Consider the following 21,485-nt stretch of genomic DNA (forward strand, 5'->3'; position numbering starts at 1 on the left):
CTCAGTCGTGCATTTCGTTGAACGATCGTTTCCTGTACGACACCCTTCCACGGCGTTGCTCGGTCGTCAAGTCGCGCACGATGGCCAGGACGGCGACCACGCCGACCAGCCCGACCGCCACCCCCAGCAGCGCGGCGTCCCGGAAGCCGACGGCGACGCCGGCCGGCCCGGGCAGGTCCGATGCGTGCGCCATCACGGTGGCCATCACGCTCAGGCCGATCGCGCCGCCGACCTGCGTGCTGGTGCTCCACAGCCCCGAGGACAGGCCCGCCTCGGCGCCGTGGCCGAGGTCGTCGCTGGTGGCGATCACCGACGAGACCTCCGAGAAGCAGATGCCCACGCCGAACAGCGCCGCGGCGGGCAGGTAGACCAGCCACAGCGATCCGTCGGCGCCCACCGCGGCCAGGCCCGCCGCGCCGGCGCTGGCCAGCGCCAGCGCGATGGCCAGCATCCGCCGGAAGCCGAAGCGGGCGACCAGTCGGGCGGCCACGACCGACAGCAGCAACGAGCCCAGCCCGGTGGGCAGCATCCACAGCCCGCACTCGATCGGCGACAGCCCGCGCGCGTCCTGCAGGTAGATCGACAGCAGCGCGAGGATGCCCAGCATCAGCGCGCCGAAGACCATCGTCCCCACGTTGCCGCCCACCAGGTTGCGCATCCGGAAGACCGACAGCGGCAGGATCGGCGCCGCCACGCGCCGCTCCCAGGCCACGAAGAACGCGACCAGCAGGATCGACGACAGCAGCGGGGCCAGCGTGGCCCGTGCGCCCCAGCCGGCGCTGCCCGACTGCGAGACGCCGAGCACGAGCAGGGCGATCGCCGCCGTGGCCGCGACGGCTCCCACGACGTCCAGCGGTCCGGCGCCCGGCGCGCCGGGATGCGCGGGCACGACGCGCTGGGTGGCCAGCGCCGCGGCCGCGCTGACCGGCACCAGCAGCAGGAAGACCCAGCGCCAGTCCAGCAGCTCGGTGACCGCGCCGCCGAGGACCAGCCCGAGCGTCGCGGCCACGCCGGAGACCAGGCCGAGCAGCCCGAGCGCGCGCTCGCGCTCCCCCTCCGCCGTGAAGGTCACCGTGACGATCGACAGCGCCGCCGCGCCGGCCAGGGCCGAGCCCAGGCCCTGCGCCGCGCGGCCCAGCACCAGCACCTCGGCCGAGCCCGCCAGCCCGCAGACCACCGAGGCCGCGGTGAAGACGACGAGGCCGCTGACCAGCGCGCGCCGGCGGCCGAACAGGTCGGCGGCCCGGCCGGCCAGCAGCAGGAACCCGCCGAAGCCGATCATGTAGGCCGTCTGCACCCACTGCAGGCCCGCGTCGCTGAAGCCCAGCTCGCGCTGGATGTGGGGCAGCGCAAGCGTCACGTCGACATCGAGCAGGACGACGAGGAACTGCGTCAGGAGCAGGAGCGCCAGCAGCACGACCCGGCGATCATGACACGTTAATCGTGCATCGTGGTTCGTTTATGGGTACGATCGGCCCCATGGCCGACGACCTCTATGCGGAGATTGTCCGCATCCGCCCGAAGGACGCCGCTGCCGAGGCGCGGCTGCTGGAGATCCGCGACGACCTCGTGCAGTCCTACCGCGAGCAGTTCCCTGACGTGTTCGTCAGCTGTCGCCTGCTCGCCCCCGAAGAGGGCGGGACCTGGGTCGACCTGTGGTACTGGACCTCGAAGGAGGGCGCGGAGCACGCGCTGGCCAACACCCACCTGACACCGCTGTTCGAGGAGTGGGGCTCGCTCGTGGAGATGGTCTCCTTCGAGTGGGCCGCCGTGCTCTCCGACAGCTGAGGCCGCCGCCATGTCCGAGCTCGAGTTCTACCTGTTCAACTTCGGGTCCTACCCGGACGTCCCGCACGTCGACGACACGCCGCGGCGCTCGCTGTACATCGACCTGCCCAACGACTACTACGACCGGCGCAAGGGCCAGTGGGTGCTCGACACCTACCTGGACACGCTGGCCTTCGGGGAGAAGCTCGGCTTCGACGGGCTGTGCACGACCACGCAGATGGGCGGACCGATCGGCGTGACGCCGAGCTCGACGCTGCCCGCCGCGTTCCTGGCCGCGCGCACCGAGCGCATCCGGATCGTCGCGCTCGGACCGATCCTCAACACGTACCTGTCGCCGATGCGCGCCGCCGAGGACATCGCCCTGCTGGACGCGATGAGCGGCGGGCGCCTGATCGTCGGCCTGCCCATGGGCCACGGCCAGAACTGGCATGCCGCCGGCGGGATGAACCCCGCCTACGCGCGCGACCGCAACTGGGAAGCGCACGATCTGATGATCAAGGCGTTCACCGAGCCGGGGCCCTTCGAGTGGCAGGGCGAGTACTTCCATGTGCCCTACGCGAACCTGTGGCCCAAGCCGGTCCAGGACCCCCATCCCGAGTTCTGGATCCCCGCGGCCGGCTCGAAGCTGACCTTCGAGCGCTGCGCGCGCCATCACTACACCTACCAGACGCTGTTCTCGCCCAAGAAGGCGCTGCTGCGCAACGTGACCGCGTTCCGCAAGGTGGCCGAGGAGGAGTTCGGCTACACGCCGGACCCCAAGCAGATCGTGTCGGTGCTGTTCGTCCACACGGCCGAGACCGACGCGCAGGCGCGCCTGGAGGCCGAGCCGCATCTGCGCTGGGTCTTCCAGAACATGATCCGGGCCAACGCGTACGACGCGTTCCCGCCCGGGCACTTCAGCCCCGCGTCGCTGCGCGGCTTCCTGACCGGCGGCGGCTACCGCAACCGCGACATCGGGGACATGACCTACGAGGAGATCGTCGAGGAGGGCTGGGGCGTGATCGGCTCGCCCGACACGGTGGCCGAGCAGCTGGCCTCGATCGTCGACGAGCTCGGCGCCGGCCGCGTGATCTGCATCGCCGACAACGGCGCCATGCCCAACTGGATGGTGCGCAAGTCGATGACGCTGTTCGCCGAGCAGGTGATCCCGCGCTTCCGCGCGCCGGGCGGCGCCCCGGTGTGGGCCCGCCAGGACGATCGTCCCGTGCCCACGCACGCCCAGCTCGGCGCCGACCTGATGGGCCGCGAGCTGCGCGGCCACCCGGAGGCCGTGATGCCCGACGGCGAGCGGGTCGACGTGCGCACGTCGCACGCCCGGAAGGACTGACCGCGGTGCGCATCGCCATCTACGGGGCCAACGGCTCGATCGGCGCGGCCATCACCGCCGAGGCGCTCGAGCGCGGCCATGACGTCGTGGCCGTCGCGCGCGATCCCGCGCGCGTGACCGAGACCCACGAGCGCCTGGCCACCACCACCGGCGACGCCACCGACCCGTCGTCGGTCGCCGCCGCGGCGGCCGACGCCGACGTCGTGGTCAGCGCGGTGGGCGGCATGGGCGACGGGCGGCCGGAGGTCGTGGTCGACGTGGCCCGGGCGCTGGTCGCCGGGCTGCGCGACGTCGACGGCGCGCGCGTGTTCGTCGTCGGGGGCGCCGGATCGCTGGAGCACCCCGACGGCGGCACCGTCTCCTCGCAGCCCGACTTCCCCGACGCGTGGAAGCCCAGCTCCCACGCCCAGGGTCAGGCGCTGACGATCCTGCGCGAGACCGGCGAGGGCATCGACTGGACCTACCTCAGCCCCGCGCACGTGATCGAGCCGGGCGAGCGCACCGGGAGCTACCGCACCGGCGGCGACGCGCTCGTCGTCGACGACGACGGCCACAGCCGGATCACGATCCCCGACTACGCCATCGCCGTGCTCGACGAGCTCGAGCGGCCGCAGTTCCGCGGCCGCCGCTTCACGATCGGCTACTGAGCGACGCCCGCGGCGATCGCCGCGGCCAGCTCGGCCGGCCGCTGGATGATCAGCAGGTGGCCGGTGGGCTCGCCCGGCGCGCCCGCGACCGTGGTCGTGCGCGCGCCCGCGATGTGCTCGGCCCAGCGCTCGACGTGGACGTTGGGGATCAGGCGGTCCTCGTCGGCTCCGATGACCAGCGTCGGGATCTGGATGCGGCCCAGGCGCCGGTCCAGCGTGATGTCGTAGCGCGGGTTCCACAGCAGCCGGGCGAACGTGATCGACTCGCTGTAGACCTGGATCGTGTTCTCGATCTCGTCGCCCTGCTGGAAGTACTCCAGGTACTGCTCCGGGGGCGCGCCGCTGAGCAGCGTCTCCATGGCCAGCTCGGGGCCCATGCGGAACGGGTCGGTGATCGGCGCCTCGGGCACGCGCAGCGCGATCGGGGTGACCAGCGTCAGCGAGCGGAAGCGCTCGGGGTAGAAGATGGCCAGGGAGGCGGCGATCCAGCCGCCCAGCGAGTGGCCGACCAGGTGCGCGTCCTCGATGCCCAGCGCGCGCAGGAAGCCGTCGTAGTGCAGGACGAGGTCGTCTATCCGGCGCAGCCAGTCGGGCATCGCCGTGTCGCCGAAGCCGGGATGCTCGGGCACGATCACGTCGTAGCGCTGGCTGAGCTCCTCGTACAGCGGCAGCCAGGCCCGCGTGAGGCCGGCGCCGTGCAGGTACAGCAGCGGCGGGCCCTGGCCCTTGCGCCGGTAGGCGGTCGGCAGACCGTCGACCTCGACCCACTGGGGCTCCGTCCAGTGCGCCCAGTCGCGCGGCGCCTCGGCGGTCTGGCTCATTCTTCTAACCCTCTCGCACTGTTCGATTTACGTGATACGACGTTCGACAAACGGTACCATCTAGGGCCGTCGCGTGTGGTCTATATGGTCTCGCCGTGGCCGAGATCTCCAAGACCGCCGACCAGGCGCTGACCGTGCTGCTCGAGGTGGGCGAGCGCGGGCCGGCGACCCCGGCCCTGCTGGCCCGCACGCTGGGCATGAACCGCACGGTCGTGCACCGCCTGCTGTCGACGCTGCACCAGCGCGGGTTCATCACGCGCCAGGAGAACGGCTACGTGCCGGGCGCGATCCTCGTGCGCATCGCCGAGCACGTCCAGCCGGAGCTGCGCGCGCAGGGCCGCAAGGTCATGCGCGGGCTGGCCGACGAGGTGGGCGAGACCGTCGTCATGCACATCGCCGACGGCGAGGACGCGGTCGTCCTCGACCAGGTCGTCTCCGACCGCAACGTCGTGCGCGTCGAGCACGAGATCGGCTCGCGGCACGCGCTGCTGTCGGGCGCCAGCGGCCGGGCGCTGCTGGCCTTCCAGGCGCCCAACCTGATCGAGCGCGTGACCCGCAAGCTCGACAACGCCGAGGCGATCCGCCGCCAGCTCGACGGCGTGCGCCAGCTCGGCTACGCGGTCTCCCACGACGAGCTGCAGCAGGGCGTCCACGGCCTCGCCGTTCCGGTGCTGGACCAGACCGGGCACGCGGTCGCCAGCCTGGCGATCCTCGTGCCCGTGACCCGGGCCAACAACCTCACGCAGCACACCGACGCGCTGCTGGCCGCGTCGGCGCGCCTGTCGCAGACGCTGCACGGCGAGCCGGTCTCGGCCTAGGCGGTCGGGGCCTCCTCGGCCTCGACCTCGGCGAAGACCTCCTTGGCCAGCCGGAAGGCCTCGACGCCCGCGGGGATGCCGGCGTAGATCGACATCTGGATGAGCGTGTCCTGGATCTCGGCCTTCGTGCAGCCGTTGCGCAGCGCACCGCGCAGGTGCAGCTTGAACTCGGCGTTGCGACCCAGGATCGAGATCATGGCCAGGTTCAGCAGCGAGCGGTCGCGGCGGGTCAGCGCCTCGCGCCCCCAGCCCGCGCCCCAGCAGTACTCGGTGACGAGCTCCTGGAACGGACGCGAGAAGTCGTCGGCCTGGGCCAGCGACCGGTCGACGTACTCGGCCCCGACCACCTCGCGGCGGATCTGCAGGCCCTTGTCGAACAGCTCCTGGCTCATCGGTCGCTCTCCTCGATCACGGGGTTGGTCAGCGTCCCGACGTGCTCGACGCCCACGGTGACGGTGTCCCCCGCCTTGAGGAACTCCGGCGGGTTGCGCTTGAAGCCCACGCCCGACGGGGTGCCCGTGGGGATCACGTCGCCCGGCTCGAGCGTGATCCACTCGGAGATGTGCTCGATGATCGTCGGGATGTCGTAGATCATGTCCGACGTGTTGCCGGTCTGCTTGCGCACGCCGTTGACGTCCAGCCACAGGTCGAGCTTGTGCGGATCGGCGATCTCGTCGGCCAGCACGAGGTAGGGGCCGAACGGGCCCGAGGCGTCGAAGTTCTTGCCCGACGTGTACTGCGGCACGCGGAACTGGTAGTCGCGCACGGTCACGTCGTTGAACACCGAGTAGCCGGCCACGTGCTCCATCGCGTTCTCCCGCGTGATGCGGTGCCCGCCCTTGCCGATGACGATGGCCAGCTCGCCCTCCCAGTCCAGATCCGCGGAGACCGCGGGGCGGACGATCGGCGCGCCGTCGGCCACCAGCGTGCTGGCGAAGCGCGCGAACACGATCGGGATCGGCGAGATCTCCAGCCCGGCCTCCTTGGCGTGCTCGGCGTAGTTGCGCGCCACGCAGATGATCTTCGGCGGGTTGGGGACCGGCGGAAGCAGCGTCACGTCGGCCAGCGGGGTGCGCAGGTCGGCGCCCGCCTGGTCCACGGCCTCCTGGGCGGCGGTCACCGCGTCGGCGCCGAGCTGGAGGAACTGCAGGACGTCGGTGCCCACCGCCGCGTCGGCGGCGGCCTGCGGCGCGGCGTGACCGCGCGCGCGGGCCAGCGCGACCGCGGCCCGGTTGACGTCGATGACGTGATCACCGTCGACGGCGCCGAAGCGCGCGTCTCCGACCTGCAGGTACGTGGCGAGTCTCATGAGTCCTTCGCTGTTGTCGTTGCGTCGCCGGCGATCACAGGATCACCGAGACGACCTTCTCCTCGGTCGCGCCGTCGATGCCGGCGAGCCCGAGCTCGCGACCGATGCCGCTGGTCTTCGTGCCGCCCCAGGGCAGGCGCGGGTCCGGTGCGCCCCAGCCGTTGACCCAGACCGCGCCGACGCGCAGGGCGTGAGCGGCCTGGTGGGCCAGCGACAGGTCCTTGGTCCACACGACGGCGGCCAGGCCGTAGCGCGTGTCGTTGGCCAGGCGCACCGCCTCGTCGACGCTGTCGAAGCCGATCACCGTGCCGACCGGCCCGAAGATCTCCTCGCGGGCGATCGTCAGGTCGTTGGTGCCGACGAAGACGGTGGGCTCGACGAAGAAGCCCGGGCGGTCCAGGCGCCGGCCGCCGGTGATCAGCTCGGCGCCCTCGGCCGTGCCCTGCTCGATGTAGCCCATCACGCGATCGAGCTGACGGGCGTTGATCAGCGCGCCCATCGTCGTGTCGGGCGCGAACGGGTCGCCGACCTGCACGGCGCGGGCCTGCTCGGCCAGCCCCGCGACGACGTCGTCGCGCACGCTGTTGTGCACCAGCACGCGCGTCCCTGCGGCGCAGATCTCGCCCTGGTTGGCGAACAGCGCGGCCGCCGCCACGGGCATCAGCGCGTCGAGGTCGGCGTCGGCCAGGATCAGCTGGGGCGACTTGCCACCCAGCTCGAGCGTCACGCGCTTGAACGCGGCGCCCGCCTCGCGGGCGATCTCGGCACCGACCTCGGGGCTGCCGGTGAACGAGACCTTGTCGACGCCAGGGTGACGGACGAGGTCGGCGCCGGCGCCCCGGCCGGTGCCGGTCACGACGTTGAAGACGCCGTCGGGAACCCCGGCCTCGGCGATCAGCTCGGCCAGGCGCAGCGTCGACAGCGACGCGTCCTCCGGCGGCTTGATCACCACGGTGCAGCCGACGGCCAGCGCGGGCGCGATCTTCCAGGAGGCGATCATCGTCGGCGCGTTCCAGGGCGTGATCGCGCCGACCACGCCGACGGGCTCGCGCAGCGTGTAGGAGAAGCGCGGGCGCCCGAAGTAGTCGGGCACGGGCACCGTGCTGCCGTGCACCTTGTCGGCCCAGCCGGCGAAGTGGCGGAAGGTGTCGGAGGCGATCGGCAGGTCGACCGCCGCGGGATCGCCCACGGGCTTGCCCACGTCGATCGCCTCGAGCGCGGCCAGGTTGGCGGTGTCGGCGTCGATCAGGTCGGCCACCCGCCACAGCAGCTTGGCCCGCTCGGGGCCCGACAGCCGCGACCACGGGCCGCCGTCGAACTGGCGGCGCGCCGCCTGCACCGCGGCGTCGACGTCGGCGGCCGACGCGCTGGCCACCGTCGTGACGACCTGCCCGGTGGCCGGGTTGATGACCTCGAACGTCGCGCCGCCCTCGGCGTCGCGCCATCCGCCGTCGATGAACAGGCCCCGCTGGGGCAGGCGAACCTGCGGGTGCTCGGCCGGCGGCGACTCGGCGGACACGGTGACTCCTCCGACGTGTTCGATATCAGGACAGCGTGCCCCGATAATCTACCACCACGACCGCCGCGATGGAGGAGTCAGACGTGTCACAGGCACACCGCTGGAACATGGGGACGTTCAGCCACGACGAGCTGCGCAGCAGCGCGCCGGAGCGCTACGCGCCGCTGTACGAGCCGCTGGCCATCGGCCCCAAGATCGCGCCCAACCGGTTCTACAGCGTCCCCTACGCCGGGGGCTGGAGCATGCACGAGCTCAACCTCGAGGTCGCCCACCGGGGGATCCGCGCCGAAGGCGGCTGGGGCGTCGTCACCACCGGCGAAGCGGTCGTCGCGCCCGAAGGCACCACGCAGCTGATCCCCGGCCTGGAGCTGTTCGACGACGCCGACGCGCGGGAGATCCAGCCGATCGTCGAGGCGATCCACGCGCATGGCGCGCTGGCCGGCATCGAGCTCGTCCACTACGGCGGCATCGCCAACCCGGGGCAGTTCCGGGTGCCCGCGCTGGCCACCACGCAGATGCAGAGCGACGCGCTGTTCTTCTCCAGCGCGGTCGGCCAGACGATGACGCTGCCGGACATCCGGCGCGTGCAGGACGAATGGGTCGCCGCCGCGCGCCGCTCCCGCGAGATCGGCTTCGACATCGTCTACGTGCACTGCGCCCACAGCGGCCAGCCGATGCAGTTCCTGGCCCCGTACTACAACCAGCGCACCGATGAGTACGGCGGCTCGCTGGAGAACCGCGCCCGCTTCCTGCTGGAGATCCTGCAGCGCATCCGCGACGAGATCGGGCACGACACGGCGATCGCCTGCCGCTTCGCGATCGAGGCGCTCGGCCCGGGCGGCCTGGAGATCGAGGAGGCGCTGCAGGTGATGCGGATGGCGGATCCGCTCGTCGACCTGTGGGACATCGCGATCGGCGGCCTGGCCAATGCCGACCGGGACCTGACCCCGTCGCGCCTGTACGAGGAGGGGGCCTCGCTGGAGTGGAGCCGGCGGGCCAAGGAGGCGACCGCCAAGCCCGTCGTCGGCTCGGCCCGCTTCACCGACGTCGACCTGATGCTGCGCACGCTGCGGTCCGGCGACCTGGACTTCATCGGCGCCGCCCGCCCGGGCATCGCCGATCCGTTCCTGCCGCGCAAGATCGCCGCCGGCGAGTTCGGACGCATCCGCGAGTGCATCGGCTCCAACCACTGCGCCTACAGCCAGGTGCAGAGCACGATGGGCTGCAGCCAGAACGCGACCACCGGCGAGGAGTTCCGCCGCGGCTGGCATCCCGAGCAGTACAGCCGCGCCACCAACGCCGACCAGTCCGTGCTGATCGTCGGCGCGGGGCCCGCCGGACTGGAGTGCGCGACCGTGCTGGCCCGCCGCGGGTTCGAGCAGATCCACATCGTCGACGCGGACCGGCGCATGGGCGGCCATCTGCGCTGGTACACGCAGCTGCCCGGCTACAACGCCGTCGGTCGCGTCGTCGAGCACCGCCAGTGGCTGGTCGAGCACCTGCGCGAGGTGACCTTCGTGCCCAACACCCGTCTGGACACCGACGGCGTGCTGGACTACGGCGGCGCGATCGTGATCATCGCCACCGGTGCCCCGTGGGCCACGCAGGCGGTCGACTTCTTCTCCAACCAGCCGATCCCGGGCGCTGACGCCGGGCTCCCCCACGTGCTGACGCCCGAGCAGGTGATCCTGGGGGGCAAGCCGGTGCCCGGGCGGCGCGTGCTGGTCTACGACTGCCAGGCCGACCAGACGCCGCTGGCCGTCGCGCAGTATCTGCAGGCCCAGGGCCACGAGGTCGAGCTGGCCAGCCCGTTCGCGGACATCGGCATGCGCGCCCACCAGGACGGCATCTCGTTCGCGCTGCGCGGCGAGATCCTGGCGGCCGGTGGGCGACTGCGGCCGGGACGCGTCCTGACCGAGGTCCGGCCCGATGGGGCGACGTTCATGGACGAGGCGTTCAACGAGGAGCGCGTCGCCTGCGACGCCGTCGTGCTGCTGACCCGCCGGGCCTCCGACGACGCGCTCTACCTCGAGCTCCTCGGCCAACCCGAGCGGCGCGCCGAGGCGGGGATCCAGGCGCTGTACCGGATCGGCGACTGCGCCGCCCCGCAGGACCTGGCCGAGGCGCTGTTCAGCGGCCAGCGGCTGGCCCGGGAGATCGACGCCGAGAACCCGTCGGTGGCCCTGTTGCCCAGGCGCGGCTGAGCGGGCCATCGATATGGTCGAGCTGATGGCCGAGTCGGCGCCGAGCAAGCAGCACCAGGTCTACGAGTACGTGCGCTCGCGGCTGATCGACGGCGCGTATGCGCCGGGGCGACGCATGAACGTCGCCGAGCTGTCGCGCGAGCTGAACGTCAGCAACATCCCCGTGCGCGAGGCGCTGCGGCGCCTGCAGGCCGAAGGGTGGCTGCGCTACGAGCCCAACGCCGGCATGCGCGTCGCCGAGCGCGACCCGCAGGCCTGGGTCGACGTGATGACGCCCTTCGCGGTGCTGGCCGGCTACGCGACGGCCGAGGCGGCCGAGGCGCTGCGGGCGGGGGACGGGTTGGCCGAGCTGCGGGCGCTCAACGAGCAGATGCGCGCGTCGGTGGCCGAGGACGGGTTCGCCACCTTCACCGGCCTCAACGCCCGGTTTCACCAGCGGATCTTCGACCACACGCCCAACCCCGAGCTCAAGCGCTCGATCACCGAGACGTGGCGCCAGCTGCACGTGGCCCGCAGCACGCTGTACGGGGCGATCCCGCTGCGCGCGTTCACGTCGCTGGAGGAGCACGACCACCTGATCGCCCTGATCGCCACGCGCGCGCCGAGCTTCGACATCGAGGCCGAGGCGCGCGCCCACACGCTGCGCACCGTCGCGGCCAGCCGCCACGCCAGCAGCGCGGCCGCGCTGGAGGTCTGACGGCGATGACGGAGTCCTGGCTCACGCTGGAGCTGCTGGGCGAGGCCGAGCCCGACGAGGTGATCGAGGCCCGGGCCGGCGACCGGGCGCTCGTCGCCGTGCTGCACGAGGGCCGTTGGCGCGTGTTCGCCGACCTGTGCACGCACGCCGAGTGCGCCTTCAGCGACTACGGCGAGGTCGAGCCCGCCGAAGGCGTGCTGATCTGCAACTGCCACGGCGCGGAGTTCTCGCTGATCGACGGGTCGGTCCAGCTCGAGCCGGCCGAGATCCCGCTGACGTTCCTCCCCGTGCGCGAGACCGCGGACGGGCTCGAGGTGCGGCTCGACTCAGAGGTCGAGGCGCAGCACGGGTGAGCGCGAGCGGCTGACGCAGATCATCATCGTCGTGCCGGCGGCGCGCTCTTCCTCGGTGAGGATCACGTCGCGATGATCGGGTCGGCCCTCGAGCACCACGGTCTCGCAGGTGCCGCAGGTGCCTTCCAGACAGGAGCACTCGATCACCACGCCGGCGGCCTCGGCGACCTCGATGATCGACCGGCCGTCGGGGACCTGCAGCGTCAGCCCGGAGCGCACGAGCTGCACCTCGAACGCCTGACCGTCGCGGGCCTGCTCGGCGTCCAGCAGCGGCGCGAAGCGCTCGACGTGCAGCGCGGCGGCGGGCACGCGCTCCTGGACGGCGGCCAGCAGCGGCGCCGGTCCGCAGCAGTAGACGCGGTCCCCGGCCCCACGGTCGGCCAGCGCTCGATCGAGGTCGAGCAGGCCGTGCTCGTCCTCCGGCGCGAGCGTGACCCGCTCGCCGTGGCGGGCCAGCGCGGCGGCGAAGGCCATGGAGGCGCGGCGGCGGCCGCCGTACAGCAGGCGCCAGGGCGTGCCCGCCGCGTCGGCCGCCGCGAGCATCGGCAGGATCGGCGTGATGCCGATCCCGCCGGCGATGAACAGGTAGGCGTCGGCGGCGACGAGCGCGAAGTCGTTGCGCGGCTCGCGCGCGTGAACCAGATCGCCGGGGCGCAGCCGCTCGTGCACCCAGGCCGATCCGCCCCGTCCGTCGGGCTCGTGGAGCACGGCGACCTGCCAGCTGGCGTGGTCGCTCGGGTCGCCGCACAGCGAGTACTGCCGCTCCAGCCCCGGACGCAGCGCGATCGCCACGTGGGCCCCCGGCGTCCACGCCGGCAGCGGCGCACCAGAGGGGTCCTCGAGGGTGATCGAGACCACGCCCTCGGCCTCCCAGCGCAACGCGCGGACGCGCAGGGCGCGCATCAGCCCGGGGAGACCTGGTGGGGCGCCTCCTCGATGAAGTTGCCCGCCTCGATCCTCACCAGCGTGTCGGCCTCGTCGAAGACGAGGCCGGGCGGGTCCTGTCCGGCGGCCACGGCCTGGGCCACCCGCCCCATCATCCGGCGCAGCATCGTGACGCCCTGGTCGGTGGTCGTCAGGTGGTCCTCCGTGTGGCGGCTGATCGGGCCCTGGCTGCGCTGCGCCTCGTAGTCGCCGGGCATGCGCTGGTGCTCGGCGTCGGTCAGCTCGGCCCAGGCCTTGCCGCCGAAGGTCGAGCGCATCTTGGCCAGCCGCTCGGGGTCGGCGGACCGGTAGGCGGTGAAGATCTGAAAGCTCGTGTCGTCGATCGGCACGACCCAGCCGAGCAGGTCGCACGGCCCCATCGTCAGCTTCGGGTCGGCGACCACGCGCAGGTTGGGGAAGACCGTCTCGGTGATGCGTCGCAGCCGCCGGCCGTCGGGCAGGTCGCGGTGCTGGATCGTGCGCACCCCCGTGTCGCGGTAGGCGAACTCGCACTCGGGGATGATCGCCATCTCGGGCACGAACTGGTTGCCGCTGAAACGCGCATGCAGGATCGGGACGTGGAATGGGTCGAGCACGTTCTCCCAGTGCGACAGCCAGTTGAAGTCGAGGACCTGGGGGCCGCCACCGCCCAGCGACGTGTCGTCGGCGTAGACCTGCTCGCCGTCCCCGAGCTCCTCGAGCACCTGGTAGCGGGGCAGCAGCGGCTTGCGCTCGGCCGGCCCCAGGTAGGCCCAGATCAGGCCGTAGCGCTCCTGCAGCGGATACCAGGGCTGGCGCACGCGGTCGCGGTGCAGCCCGAGCTCGGGCTCGCACGGCTGTTCGATGCAGCGTCCCTCGACGTCGAAGACCCAGCCGTGGTAGCAGCAGCGGATGCCGTCGGCCTCGACGCCGCCGAAGAACAGCGAGGCGCCGCGGTGGCAGCAGCGCGGCGTCAGCAGCCCCGGCCGTCCTTGCCCGTCGCGGAACAGGATGAGGTCCTCGCCGAGGATCCGGATCGCCCGTGGGGTCGTCGTCGCGTAGGCGGCCAGCCCCACCGGCTGCCAGTAGCGACGCAGCACCTCGCCCATGGGCGTGCCGGGCCCGACCTGGGCCAACTGGTACAGCGGCTCCCCTGCGGCGCGTCCGTAGGCCGTCCCGGTGTCCATCAGCGCGCCTCCCGGTCGCAGAATCGTACACGATTCGTCGTGGATTGCGGTATGGTCGCCGCATGCCCGTGCCGGTGCTCGCGCTCGATGTCGACGGGGTGATCGCCCTGGAGGCGCCGGCCCGCGTGCCGGTGTCCGATCACCGCGTCAGCGCCTGGGGTCGCTGGCGGCGCGACATCCAGGTGCCCGTCGTCGCGGCCGACCGGATCGCTCGCCTGGCCGAGCACTTCGAGATCGTGTGGGCCAGCGCCTGGGGGCACAACGCGCACACCGCGCTGGCGCCCGTGCTGCGGCTCCCCGCGCAGCCCTGGACCTTCCTGCCCGTGCAGTTCGGCAAGGCGCCGGCGGTTGCGCACTACGCGGCCGGACGGCCGTGGCTGCTCGTCGAAGAGGCGGGCAGCGATCCGGCCGCCGGCGGCGGGGACGACGCGCACATCATCCGCGTCGACCCCCGCTGCGGCATCGCCGCGCTCGATTCGCTGGACCTGGTCGGGCACGCTCAGCTCGCCGCGCCGATCTCCGGGTAGAGCGGCACCCGCTCCCCGTTCATCTGGACCAGCGGGATCCCGCCGCGCCGCGGCTCGCGACCGATCCGCTCGGTCACGGTGTCGTAGCCCAGCTTGGGCTCGCGCTGCCACACGGCCTTGCCGTCGGGCGCGCGGAACGCGGGCATCACCTGCTCGGCGAACAGCGCCATCGACTTGTGCTGCAGCCAGGCCGGCAGCGTGAACTCCTGGCTGACGATCACCCGACCCGCGCCCATCTCCCCGGTCAGGTCCGCGAGGCGCTGCTTGACCGTCTCGGGCGATCCGGCGATGTAGCCCATGTCCTCCCACGTCATCTGGGACGGATCCGAGCTGCGGTAGCCGCCCGACATCATCGCCCGCAGGGACGACTGGCTCACGTGGCCGGGCGGGAACGACTCGTGGAAGGCGAACCGCACGATGTTCTGGGCGCCCCACAGCGCGTGGCGCTCGAGCTCGGCCCGCGCCTGCTCATCGGTCTCGGCCGTGTGCACCCCGACCACGGCGGTGATCTGACGCGGGTCGGCCTCGTAGCCGTGCTCCTGGCACAGATCGCGAAACAGCTGGCAGCTGCGCAGCAGGGTCGGCTTGGGCAGCAGGATCGCCTGGTAGGTGAAGCGGTACCTGGCGGCCAGCTCGATCGTCTCGCGCGAGCCCGCCGAGGGCAGGAACACCGGCGGGTGCGGCGCCTGTCGCGGCTTGGGCCAGACGTTCACGTAGGGGATGTGGAAGTACTCGCCCGCCCATTCGAACGGGCCGTCCTCGGTCCAGATCTTGTGCAGCAGCGCGATCGTCTCGTGGAAGCGAGCGCGGGCGTGAACGGGGTTCGTGACGCCCATCGCGTGGTACTGCGCGCCGATCCCCAACGGGAAGGCGACGGTCAGACGGCCTCCGCTGAGCGCGTCGATCAGCGCGATCTCCTCGGCCAGGCGCACGGGCGTCAGGTAGGCGTTGAGGATCGGCCCGCCCGCCACGATGCGGATGCCGGATGTCTTGGCCGCCAGCCACGCCGCGCCGGTCAGCGCGTTGCCGAACAGCGCCAGCGGATGGCCGTGCTGCTCGAAGATCAGCACGCCGTCGAAGCCGAGGCGCTCGGCCAGCACGGTGCTGTCGACGACCTGCTCGAGCACCTCCTGCCCGAGATCCGGGTCGTAGTGGCCGTTGGTCAGGTCGATCCCCATCGAGTCGCGGTCGAAGGTGGGCGGAAACCACGGGTAGACCCGGTCGACGATCGTGTAGAACTCGAGCTCCTGCATCACTGCCCCTTCGTGTTGCTGTCGATCACCGCGGCGATCGCCTCGGGTTCCTGGACCACCACGCCGTGCCCACTGGGGGCAGCACGGCCTGACACCGTCACCGCGCGGGCGCCGGGCACGACCTCCGCCCACCGGGCGATGTGCGCCGCCGGCAGGATCCGGTCCTCGTCGACGCCGACGATCAGCGTCGGTCCGGCGATGCGCGCCACGCGCCGCTCCAGGCGGGCGTCGTAACGCGGGTTCCAGGCGAACCGGCCGAAAGCGGTCAGGTCGCCGTAGTCCTGCAGGAGCTGCTCGAGCGGGTCCTGTTGCCCGATGACCTGCGCGATCGCCTCGGCCTGCCCGTTGAGCAACAGCTCCAAGCGACCCTCCGCGCCGGTGCGAAACAGGTCGGTCGGCGGATGGCCGGGGACGCGCAGACCGAGCGGCGTGATCAGCGTGAGCGACCGCACGCGCTCGGGGTAGAACGCCGCGAACTCGGCCGCCACCCACCCGCCGAACGAGTGCCCCACGAGGTGGAACGGGCCGAGCCGCAGCCGATCGGCCAGCTCGGCGTAGTGCAGGGCCAGGTCGTCGAAGTCCGCCATCCACGGCGCCGGCGCCGTATCGCCGAAGCCGGGATGGTCGGGCACGATCACGTCGTGGTCGCGGGCCAGCCGGTCGTACAGCTCAAGCCAGCGCTGGCTCAGCCCGAGCCCGTGGAAGAACAACAGCGGCGGCCCGTTCCCGCGCCGCCGGTAGGCCACGTCGACGCCACCGACGTCGACGTGGTCGGCCGTCACGTCCGTCACTCCGCACCCCACTCCGGCGTGAACTGACCGATGGTGTCCTTGGTCAGCAGGATCGGGGAGTCGATCGCGGACACGTCGACCACCTGCGGGTCGACTGGCTCCCCGTTGACCGCCTGGATGGCCATCTTGGCCGCCGCCTCCGCGCCCTGCTTGGGCCAGTTGCCCTGGGAGCCGAACAGCGTGCCGTCGGCCACGGCCTTGGCGCCCAGCCGGCTGCCGCCGTTGCCGATCACCTTGATCTTGCCGTCCAGGCCCGCCTGCTTGATGGCCGGCATCGCGGCCAGCGCCTGGCTGTCGGCGGTCGACAGGAACACGTTGACGTCCGGGTGTGCGGTGAGGACGTCGGGCATCGTCGTCGCGATCACCGACGGGTCGAACTTCCCGGAGATCGTCTGCACCACCTCGACGTTGGGCAGCTTCTTGACCGCCTCGATGGCCGGGCCGTAGTACGTGTCGGGCGGCGAGGTGATCTCGGCCACCACCTTGCAGGGATCCAGGCCCTGGCAGGCGTCCTCGACGAGCTTGACGCTGTTGTCGACGTTCGACTTCAGCGACAGCACCGCGCTGCCGACGACGCCCTCCAGCTGTGGCTCGTCGATCGCCACGTCGGGGAGCGGAACGTCGAGCTGGACCACCGGGATCTTGGCGACCGCGGCGGCCTGCACGCACGGCGGGCCGCTGACCGGGTCAGCCTCGATGACGATCGCGTTGAAGCGACCGCTGCTGATCGCGTCATTGCACTGCTGGAGCATCTTCGCCGGGTCGAACTGGGCGTTGAAGGTCTGCACCTTGCCGCCGCCGGGCTCGACGACGTCCTTCAGCCCCTGCTCCTCGACCTGGTTGAAGTCGGTGTAGGAGCCGCTGATGAAGGCGATGTTCGCGGGCTTGGCCGCGGCGGTCGTCGCGGCCGTCTCCCCGCCGGTGGACGGCGTCGTGGAGGTCGAGCCCGAATCGCTCGAGCCGCAGCCGCTCATGGCGGCCAGCCCGACCAGCGCGGCGACGCTCAAAGTCGTTGTCCGTCCCATCTCGTGTGCGCTCCCTCTCTCTCCGTTGCCTCGAGGCCGTGGCCGGTATTCGGTTGACGGCGTTCGATCACGCTAGTCGATCGTGCACGATCTGTGCAAGCACCACCTCCGATGCCTGGCCGATCCGGCACGCCGCCGCACTATCGGACACGCAAGCACGTTTTCCGGACACTTATCGTGTACGATGGACGCCGTGCGAGAGCTTGAGTTCTACGCGATGCATCACAACGCGTACCGGTGGATGCCCCACAAGAGCGTGGTCGAGGAGCACTCGCGGTCCAACTACATCTCGCTCCCCAACACCTTCTACGACAAGGCGCTGGGGCAGCGGACGCTGGACGACTTCGTCCAGGTGGCCATCAACTCCGAGCGCCTGGGCTACGACGGCATCGTGCACTCCGAGCACCACAACACGCCGATCGGGCTGAGCGCGCAGGCGATGGTCACCTCCGCCTACCTGGCCGCGCGCACCGAGCGCCTGCTGATCGCCGCGGTCGGGCCGGTGCTCAACGCCTACCTGTCCCCCGTGCGGCTGGCCGAGGAGATCGCCCTCGTCGACATGATGTCCAACGGGCGGCTGATCATGGGGCTGCCGATGGGCATCGGCGGCCAGTACCACTCCTACGGGGTGATGAACCCGTCGCTGGCCCGCGCGCGCTACCGCGAGGCGCACGACCTGCTGATCCGCGCGTTGACCGAGCCGGGACCGTTCGAGTTCGCCGGCGAGTTCTTCCACGTGCCCTACGTCAACCTGTGGCCGCGTCCCGTGCAGGAGCCGCATCCGCCGATCTGGATCCCCGCGGCCGGCTCGCGCGAGACGCTCGAGCTGTGCGCCAAGCACCGCTACACCTACCAGGTGGTCGGCGGCGCACGCGAGGTCAACCTGCGCAACATCCGGCTGTTCCGCGAGCTGTGCCAGGAGCACGGCTACACCGCCGATCCGCGCCAGGTGACGCTCGTCGCGCTCATCCACACCGCCGAGACCGACGCGCAGGCGCGCGTGGAGGCCGAGGCGCATCTCGGGTGGCAGATGCAGAACTTCCTGCGCTCGACCTTCCAGGACTCCTTCCCACCCGGCCACGTCAGCGAGACGTCCCTGCGGGCGACCGCGCTGGCCATGGGCGGCTACCGCAGCCGGGACTTCTCCGACGCGACGTGGGACGACATGATCGCCGGCAACCTCATCGCGGGGTCACCCGAGACGGTCGCGGAGCGTCTGGAGGAGCTGACCGACGAGACCGAGGCGGGCCGCGTGATCCTGATGTTCGACCACGGCAGCACGCCCCGCTGGATGATCGACAAGAGCATGACGCTGTTCGCCGAGCAGGTCATGCCGCGCTTCCGCCCGCCGGGCGGCCGCCCGATCTGGGCCCGGGGCGAGGACCGCCGCGCGTTCATGACCGCCAGCGAATGCGCCGCCGTCTCCCCCGGCCCGAAGGCCACCCCGGCGGCGCGGATGCCCGACGGCACGATCGTCGACGTGCGCACGGCCCACGTGCCCGAGCTGCGCCGTCCGGCCGACCTGTGAAACCGCGCTAGCGGAGCGTGTGCTCGACGTGCGCGCGGATCGCGCCGCTGTCGTCGACCCAGTCGCGCGACCGCGCGTAGCCGATCATCCCGGTCAGGCGGTCGCGCCAGGCGGGGTCGTCGGCGTGCGATCCGGCCAGCCGCAGCAGCGCGGCCTGGTCGACCCACACGTGGTCGTCATCGTCGACGCGACCGAGCGCATCCAGCGCGCCATCGGTGGCCACGCTCGCCTCGCCGACGATCTCGACGCTGAACGCCTGGAAGTCCGCGGGGTCGACCAATGTCGTCTCGGCCGACGGCTCGTCGTTCGTCACGCGGATCTTCATGAGTCCAGAGCCCTCCAGGATTGGCCAGCGACCGGGGTCAGCGGTACCGTAACGGCATGGCTGACGTCGCGAAGGTCACGGTCGAACTCGACGCTGACGATGTCGCCAAGGCCCGCGCACGTCTGGGCGCCGCGCCCGGCGAGCCCGACGCCGTCGTCGTGCAGCGCGTGCTCAACGGGTATCTGCTCGAAGCGCTGCTCGACGAGGTCAACGCGCGGTCGGACCTCTCCGACGACGACGCGATGGAACTCGCTCTCGAGGAGCAGCGGGCTGTGCGGGTCAGTCGCGCAGCCGAGTGAGGCTCGTCCTCGACCCGAACGTCCTCGTCTCAGGTCTCATCGGCAAGGCCACCTCCGCGCCCCGCGTCATCCTTGATGCGCTGGCCGAAGACGAGATCGAGATCGTGATCAGTGAGACGGTCCTCCAGGAGTTGGAGGAGGTTCTCCACCGTCCCAAGCTCAGCAGACGCGTGACGCCGAGCGAGCGTGACGAGTATCTGGCTCGCGTGAGACTCCAAGCGGACGTCGTCCACGACCCGGGCGGCTCAGAGGGCGCGACCCGAGACCCCGACGACGACTACCTCGTCGCGCTCGCCCGCAGGGAACGCGTGGATGCGATCGTCAGCGGCGACAAGGACCTGGTCGAGGTGGGACTGGAAGATCCTCCGGTCTGGACGCCGCGACAGTGCCTTGACCGCCTCCGGACCGCGCCGGCCGACTGACCTCCGTGACGGATCACCGCCGCAGGGTCCATAGGACCGATTATGAGAGGCGCCAAATTTGGCTCTCTCAAGCCCTGTTCGGGCGTTTCAGTTCGGTGTAGTGCTCCACCGCTCGCCCCGTTCTTCCGAGTTGGGAGTACGCAGGGAGTACGCGGCACGGACCGACGAACCGCCGGTCTCGGATTCGCGACGCCGCACCCCGGAACGCGGTACACGCATCGGACAGTGATGCACACGCCCTCGCTTGCGGGTGAGGATGCCTCTGGAGTCGGGCGGCGGCGGAGGTCATCAGTGCGCTCTGTCAGAACACAGGCTCCGGCTCGCCTTCGGGTCGCGCCGCGATCGCGACGGACCTGGCGATCTCCGTGACCTCCGGGTCGTCCTGGGTGGGCAGATCCCAGTACGCAACGTCCAGACCCGCATCCTCATCGGCGGCTTTGACCCGCAGCCCGATGGTCTTCTCGATGAGGAACACGAGCGCCAGGCCGGTGACGGCGGCGATGGCCAGGATCAGCACGACCCCCCAGAGCTGCATCCAGGGCGTGACCTGGGCGTTCTGGAAGGCGTACTTGCCTTCGGTGATCCCGAAGTAGCCGCCCACCTTCGTGTGCCAGGCCACGAAGCCGCTGACGACCACCCCGTAGATGCCACCGAACAGCGTCAACGCCACGACCTTGCCCTCGTCCACCCGGATACGACGCATGAACAGGATGCCGAGGTATACGGCCAGCGGCCCGAAGAACGCCACGATGAACGTCTCCCACGGGCGGTATACATCGAACGAGGAGGCGCACGAGATGTAGCCGGCGACCGGACCCAGCAGCGCCATGGCGACGTTGCGCGTTCGGTAGGCGATCAGCGCGCCTCCGAGCGCGCCGGCGAAGTAGGAAACGAAGACGTTCGTCACCACGATGCCGATGCTCGAGTCGGCCATCGAGATGCCGAAATAGCCGGAGCCGGGGATGAAGTAGCCGCAGCCGACGACGGCCAGCGGCAGCGCGAAGAGGAACAGGCCGACGCCGGCGGCGGTCCAGCTCAGGTTGTGCGGGACGGGGGTTCCACGGCGAGGGCCGGCCCGCCAGGCCAGGATCAGGGTCCAGACCCCCACAAGGATGTACAGCGTGTAGACCCCCAGGAAGTCGTGCAGCCCGGCGTTGGTCAGCGGTCCCGCCGAGCCCCAGCTCAGGTACGCCACGATCGGCATGACGATGCCGCCGCCGACGGCCGCGAGGATGTACGTCGCCGACGCCTTGACGCGCTCGAGGCCGGCGCTGTGGATGAGCGCGCCGAACACGGCCGCCCACGTGAAGAAGAAGGCCCCGAAGATCTGCAGGACGTCGGCGCTCGGGACGATCGCCGGATCGAGGTTCTGCGCGAGCGTCCGATAGTTCGTCCCGCCCAGCCACCATCCCTTCAACGCCTCCCCCAGGGGGTTCGGCACGCCGAACGCCTGGTTGAACTGCCACTCCCACACGCCGTAGCCGATGATCATCATCGAGCCGCCGGCGATGAGCATGGCGATGAGCTTCTGCACCCACGTATCAACGAGGTTCTTGCGCCGGACACCGCCGGCATCGATGAACGCGAGCGCTACCGCGGCCAGGAACAGCGCTGCGACGGCGACGCCGTAGAACACCACCTGGGCGAAGATGTCGGTGGTCGTCTGGTCTTCGAAGACGGCTGCAATCAGGTGTGGCACGAACTTCCTCTCGACTACGGGCGAATGGGCTGGCTCTGTCGCA

General features: G+C 71.2%; 23 protein-coding genes. 11 read left to right on the forward strand and 12 right to left on the reverse strand.

Features of this window, described 5'->3' with window-relative positions; translation table 11 throughout:
• Window position 1 precedes the first annotated feature (1 nt).
• Complete coding sequence (locus tag ACZ5UI_RS16355) at window positions 2-1,417, reverse strand: MFS transporter (protein ID WP_464188740.1); 1,416 nt, start codon at window positions 1,415-1,417, stop codon at window positions 2-4.
• 62 nt (window positions 1,418-1,479) lie between these two features.
• Between ACZ5UI_RS16355 and ACZ5UI_RS16360 the strand changes: the two genes are divergently transcribed.
• From ACZ5UI_RS16360 to ACZ5UI_RS16370, 3 genes are read left to right on the forward strand one after another with little or no spacing between them, the layout of a single operon-like run.
• On the forward strand, window positions 1,480-1,788 hold the full coding sequence (locus ACZ5UI_RS16360; RefSeq protein ID WP_464188742.1) for a hypothetical protein: 309 nt from the start codon (window positions 1,480-1,482) through the stop codon (window positions 1,786-1,788).
• Between the two features lie 10 nt (window positions 1,789-1,798).
• On the forward strand, window positions 1,799-3,115 hold the full coding sequence (locus ACZ5UI_RS16365; RefSeq protein ID WP_464188744.1) for an LLM class flavin-dependent oxidoreductase: 1,317 nt from the start codon (window positions 1,799-1,801) through the stop codon (window positions 3,113-3,115).
• A 5-nt stretch (window positions 3,116-3,120) separates the two neighbouring features.
• The gene (locus ACZ5UI_RS16370) at window positions 3,121-3,762 is read left to right on the forward strand and encodes an NAD(P)-dependent oxidoreductase (protein WP_464188746.1); all 642 of its coding nucleotides are present in this window, start codon (window positions 3,121-3,123) and stop codon (window positions 3,760-3,762) included.
• Here the strand turns inward: ACZ5UI_RS16370 and ACZ5UI_RS16375 are convergent.
• A complete protein-coding gene (locus ACZ5UI_RS16375; protein WP_464188748.1) occupies window positions 3,756-4,583 on the reverse strand; it encodes an alpha/beta fold hydrolase in 828 nt (275 codons plus the stop codon). The two genes, ACZ5UI_RS16370 and ACZ5UI_RS16375, sit on opposite strands and share 7 nt — an antisense overlap.
• Before the next feature lie 95 nt (window positions 4,584-4,678).
• Here ACZ5UI_RS16375 and ACZ5UI_RS16380 point away from each other — a divergent pair, with 95 nt between their 5' ends.
• Window positions 4,679-5,401 carry an IclR family transcriptional regulator gene (locus ACZ5UI_RS16380; RefSeq protein WP_464188750.1) on the forward strand — a complete coding sequence of 241 codons (723 nt, stop codon included), beginning with the start codon at window positions 4,679-4,681 and terminating at the stop codon, window positions 5,399-5,401.
• On the opposite strand, the gene ACZ5UI_RS16385 is transcribed toward ACZ5UI_RS16380, so the two are convergent.
• The 3 genes from ACZ5UI_RS16385 to ACZ5UI_RS16395 are packed head-to-tail and all read right to left on the reverse strand — an operon-like array spanning window position 5,398 to window position 8,229.
• Complete coding sequence (locus tag ACZ5UI_RS16385; RefSeq protein WP_464188752.1) at window positions 5,398-5,793, reverse strand: carboxymuconolactone decarboxylase family protein; 396 nt, start codon at window positions 5,791-5,793, stop codon at window positions 5,398-5,400. The two genes, ACZ5UI_RS16380 and ACZ5UI_RS16385, sit on opposite strands and share 4 nt — an antisense overlap.
• Window positions 5,790-6,710: a fumarylacetoacetate hydrolase family protein gene (locus ACZ5UI_RS16390; protein ID WP_464188754.1), complete on the reverse strand. Its 921-nt coding sequence runs from the start codon at window positions 6,708-6,710 to the stop codon at window positions 5,790-5,792. The genes ACZ5UI_RS16385 and ACZ5UI_RS16390 overlap by 4 nt, the downstream gene beginning before the upstream one ends.
• A 34-nt stretch (window positions 6,711-6,744) precedes the next feature.
• The gene (locus ACZ5UI_RS16395; protein WP_464188756.1) at window positions 6,745-8,229 is read right to left on the reverse strand and encodes an aldehyde dehydrogenase family protein; all 1,485 of its coding nucleotides are present in this window, start codon (window positions 8,227-8,229) and stop codon (window positions 6,745-6,747) included.
• 83 nt (window positions 8,230-8,312) lie between these two features.
• On the opposite strand from ACZ5UI_RS16395, the gene ACZ5UI_RS16400 reads away from it, so the two are divergent.
• The 3 genes from ACZ5UI_RS16400 to ACZ5UI_RS16410 are packed head-to-tail and all read left to right on the forward strand — an operon-like array spanning window position 8,313 to window position 11,483.
• The gene (locus ACZ5UI_RS16400) at window positions 8,313-10,433 is read left to right on the forward strand and encodes an oxidoreductase (protein ID WP_464188758.1); all 2,121 of its coding nucleotides are present in this window, start codon (window positions 8,313-8,315) and stop codon (window positions 10,431-10,433) included.
• A 25-nt stretch (window positions 10,434-10,458) separates the two neighbouring features.
• On the forward strand, window positions 10,459-11,130 hold the full coding sequence (locus ACZ5UI_RS16405; protein ID WP_464188760.1) for a GntR family transcriptional regulator: 672 nt from the start codon (window positions 10,459-10,461) through the stop codon (window positions 11,128-11,130).
• A gap of 5 nt (window positions 11,131-11,135) precedes the next feature.
• Window positions 11,136-11,483: a Rieske (2Fe-2S) protein gene (locus ACZ5UI_RS16410; protein WP_464188762.1), complete on the forward strand. Its 348-nt coding sequence runs from the start codon at window positions 11,136-11,138 to the stop codon at window positions 11,481-11,483.
• Here ACZ5UI_RS16410 and ACZ5UI_RS16415 read toward each other — a convergent pair.
• On the reverse strand, window positions 11,457-12,386 hold the full coding sequence (locus ACZ5UI_RS16415; RefSeq protein ID WP_464188764.1) for a PDR/VanB family oxidoreductase: 930 nt from the start codon (window positions 12,384-12,386) through the stop codon (window positions 11,457-11,459). The two genes, ACZ5UI_RS16410 and ACZ5UI_RS16415, sit on opposite strands and share 27 nt — an antisense overlap.
• On the reverse strand, window positions 12,386-13,573 hold the full coding sequence (locus tag ACZ5UI_RS16420; protein ID WP_464188766.1) for a Rieske 2Fe-2S domain-containing protein: 1,188 nt from the start codon (window positions 13,571-13,573) through the stop codon (window positions 12,386-12,388). The genes ACZ5UI_RS16415 and ACZ5UI_RS16420 overlap by 1 nt, the downstream gene beginning before the upstream one ends.
• Before the next feature lie 62 nt (window positions 13,574-13,635).
• Here ACZ5UI_RS16420 and ACZ5UI_RS16425 point away from each other — a divergent pair, with 62 nt between their 5' ends.
• Window positions 13,636-14,100: a hypothetical protein gene (locus tag ACZ5UI_RS16425; protein WP_464188768.1), complete on the forward strand. Its 465-nt coding sequence runs from the start codon at window positions 13,636-13,638 to the stop codon at window positions 14,098-14,100.
• Here the strand turns inward: ACZ5UI_RS16425 and ACZ5UI_RS16430 are convergent.
• Genes ACZ5UI_RS16430 through ACZ5UI_RS16440 form a run of 3 tightly spaced genes read right to left on the reverse strand, consistent with a single transcriptional unit; the run spans window position 14,073 to window position 17,151 of the window.
• Window positions 14,073-15,353, reverse strand: a complete 1,281-nt coding sequence (locus ACZ5UI_RS16430) for an LLM class flavin-dependent oxidoreductase (protein ID WP_464188770.1) — start codon at window positions 15,351-15,353, stop codon at window positions 14,073-14,075. The genes ACZ5UI_RS16425 and ACZ5UI_RS16430 overlap by 28 nt on opposite strands.
• On the reverse strand, window positions 15,353-16,144 hold the full coding sequence (locus tag ACZ5UI_RS16435; RefSeq protein ID WP_464188772.1) for an alpha/beta fold hydrolase: 792 nt from the start codon (window positions 16,142-16,144) through the stop codon (window positions 15,353-15,355). The genes ACZ5UI_RS16430 and ACZ5UI_RS16435 overlap by 1 nt, the downstream gene beginning before the upstream one ends.
• Window positions 16,141-17,151, reverse strand: coding sequence for a sugar ABC transporter substrate-binding protein (locus ACZ5UI_RS16440; RefSeq protein WP_464188774.1), 1,011 nt, complete (start codon window positions 17,149-17,151; stop codon window positions 16,141-16,143). The genes ACZ5UI_RS16435 and ACZ5UI_RS16440 overlap by 4 nt, the downstream gene beginning before the upstream one ends.
• Before the next feature lie 211 nt (window positions 17,152-17,362).
• Between ACZ5UI_RS16440 and ACZ5UI_RS16445 the strand changes: the two genes are divergently transcribed.
• Window positions 17,363-18,697, forward strand: coding sequence for an LLM class flavin-dependent oxidoreductase (locus tag ACZ5UI_RS16445; protein WP_464188776.1), 1,335 nt, complete (start codon window positions 17,363-17,365; stop codon window positions 18,695-18,697).
• A 7-nt stretch (window positions 18,698-18,704) separates the two neighbouring features.
• Here the strand turns inward: ACZ5UI_RS16445 and ACZ5UI_RS16450 are convergent, their stop codons facing one another.
• On the reverse strand, window positions 18,705-19,022 hold the full coding sequence (locus tag ACZ5UI_RS16450; RefSeq protein ID WP_464188778.1) for a hypothetical protein: 318 nt from the start codon (window positions 19,020-19,022) through the stop codon (window positions 18,705-18,707).
• 56 nt (window positions 19,023-19,078) lie between these two features.
• Between ACZ5UI_RS16450 and ACZ5UI_RS16455 the strand changes: the two genes are divergently transcribed.
• Window positions 19,079-19,321 (forward strand): hypothetical protein, encoded by a 243-nt coding sequence (locus ACZ5UI_RS16455; protein WP_464188780.1) that lies wholly within the window; start codon window positions 19,079-19,081, stop codon window positions 19,319-19,321.
• Window positions 19,318-19,743, forward strand: a complete 426-nt coding sequence (locus ACZ5UI_RS16460) for a putative toxin-antitoxin system toxin component, PIN family (RefSeq protein WP_464188782.1) — start codon at window positions 19,318-19,320, stop codon at window positions 19,741-19,743. The genes ACZ5UI_RS16455 and ACZ5UI_RS16460 overlap by 4 nt, the downstream gene beginning before the upstream one ends.
• A 301-nt stretch (window positions 19,744-20,044) precedes the next feature.
• On the opposite strand, the gene ACZ5UI_RS16465 is transcribed toward ACZ5UI_RS16460, so the two are convergent.
• Window positions 20,045-21,442: an ammonium transporter family protein gene (locus tag ACZ5UI_RS16465; RefSeq protein WP_464188784.1), complete on the reverse strand. Its 1,398-nt coding sequence runs from the start codon at window positions 21,440-21,442 to the stop codon at window positions 20,045-20,047.
• Between the last annotated feature and the right edge of the window lie 43 nt (window positions 21,443-21,485).

Source organism: Conexibacter sp. JCM 18997 (assembly GCF_055391915.1).

Bases quoted from the DNA above. Each gene is read 5' to 3' on its own strand.
- ACZ5UI_RS16360 (WP_464188742.1), top strand. From the start codon at position 1,480: ATGGCCGACGACCTCTATGCGGAGATTGTCCGCATCCGCCCGAAGGAC.
- ACZ5UI_RS16365 (WP_464188744.1), top strand. From the start codon at position 1,799: ATGTCCGAGCTCGAGTTCTACCTGTTCAACTTCGGGTCCTACCCGGAC.
- ACZ5UI_RS16375 (WP_464188748.1), bottom strand. From the start codon at position 4,583: ATGAGCCAGACCGCCGAGGCGCCGCGCGACTGGGCGCACTGGACGGAG.
- ACZ5UI_RS16385 (WP_464188752.1), bottom strand. From the start codon at position 5,793: ATGAGCCAGGAGCTGTTCGACAAGGGCCTGCAGATCCGCCGCGAGGTG.
- ACZ5UI_RS16390 (WP_464188754.1), bottom strand. From the start codon at position 6,710: ATGAGACTCGCCACGTACCTGCAGGTCGGAGACGCGCGCTTCGGCGCC.
- ACZ5UI_RS16405 (WP_464188760.1), top strand. From the start codon at position 10,459: ATGGCCGAGTCGGCGCCGAGCAAGCAGCACCAGGTCTACGAGTACGTG.
- ACZ5UI_RS16410 (WP_464188762.1), top strand. From the start codon at position 11,136: ATGACGGAGTCCTGGCTCACGCTGGAGCTGCTGGGCGAGGCCGAGCCC.
- ACZ5UI_RS16415 (WP_464188764.1), bottom strand. From the start codon at position 12,386: ATGCGCGCCCTGCGCGTCCGCGCGTTGCGCTGGGAGGCCGAGGGCGTG.
- ACZ5UI_RS16420 (WP_464188766.1), bottom strand. From the start codon at position 13,573: ATGGACACCGGGACGGCCTACGGACGCGCCGCAGGGGAGCCGCTGTAC.
- ACZ5UI_RS16425 (WP_464188768.1), top strand. From the start codon at position 13,636: ATGCCCGTGCCGGTGCTCGCGCTCGATGTCGACGGGGTGATCGCCCTG.
- ACZ5UI_RS16430 (WP_464188770.1), bottom strand. From the start codon at position 15,353: ATGCAGGAGCTCGAGTTCTACACGATCGTCGACCGGGTCTACCCGTGG.
- ACZ5UI_RS16450 (WP_464188778.1), bottom strand. From the start codon at position 19,022: ATGAAGATCCGCGTGACGAACGACGAGCCGTCGGCCGAGACGACATTG.
- ACZ5UI_RS16455 (WP_464188780.1), top strand. From the start codon at position 19,079: ATGGCTGACGTCGCGAAGGTCACGGTCGAACTCGACGCTGACGATGTC.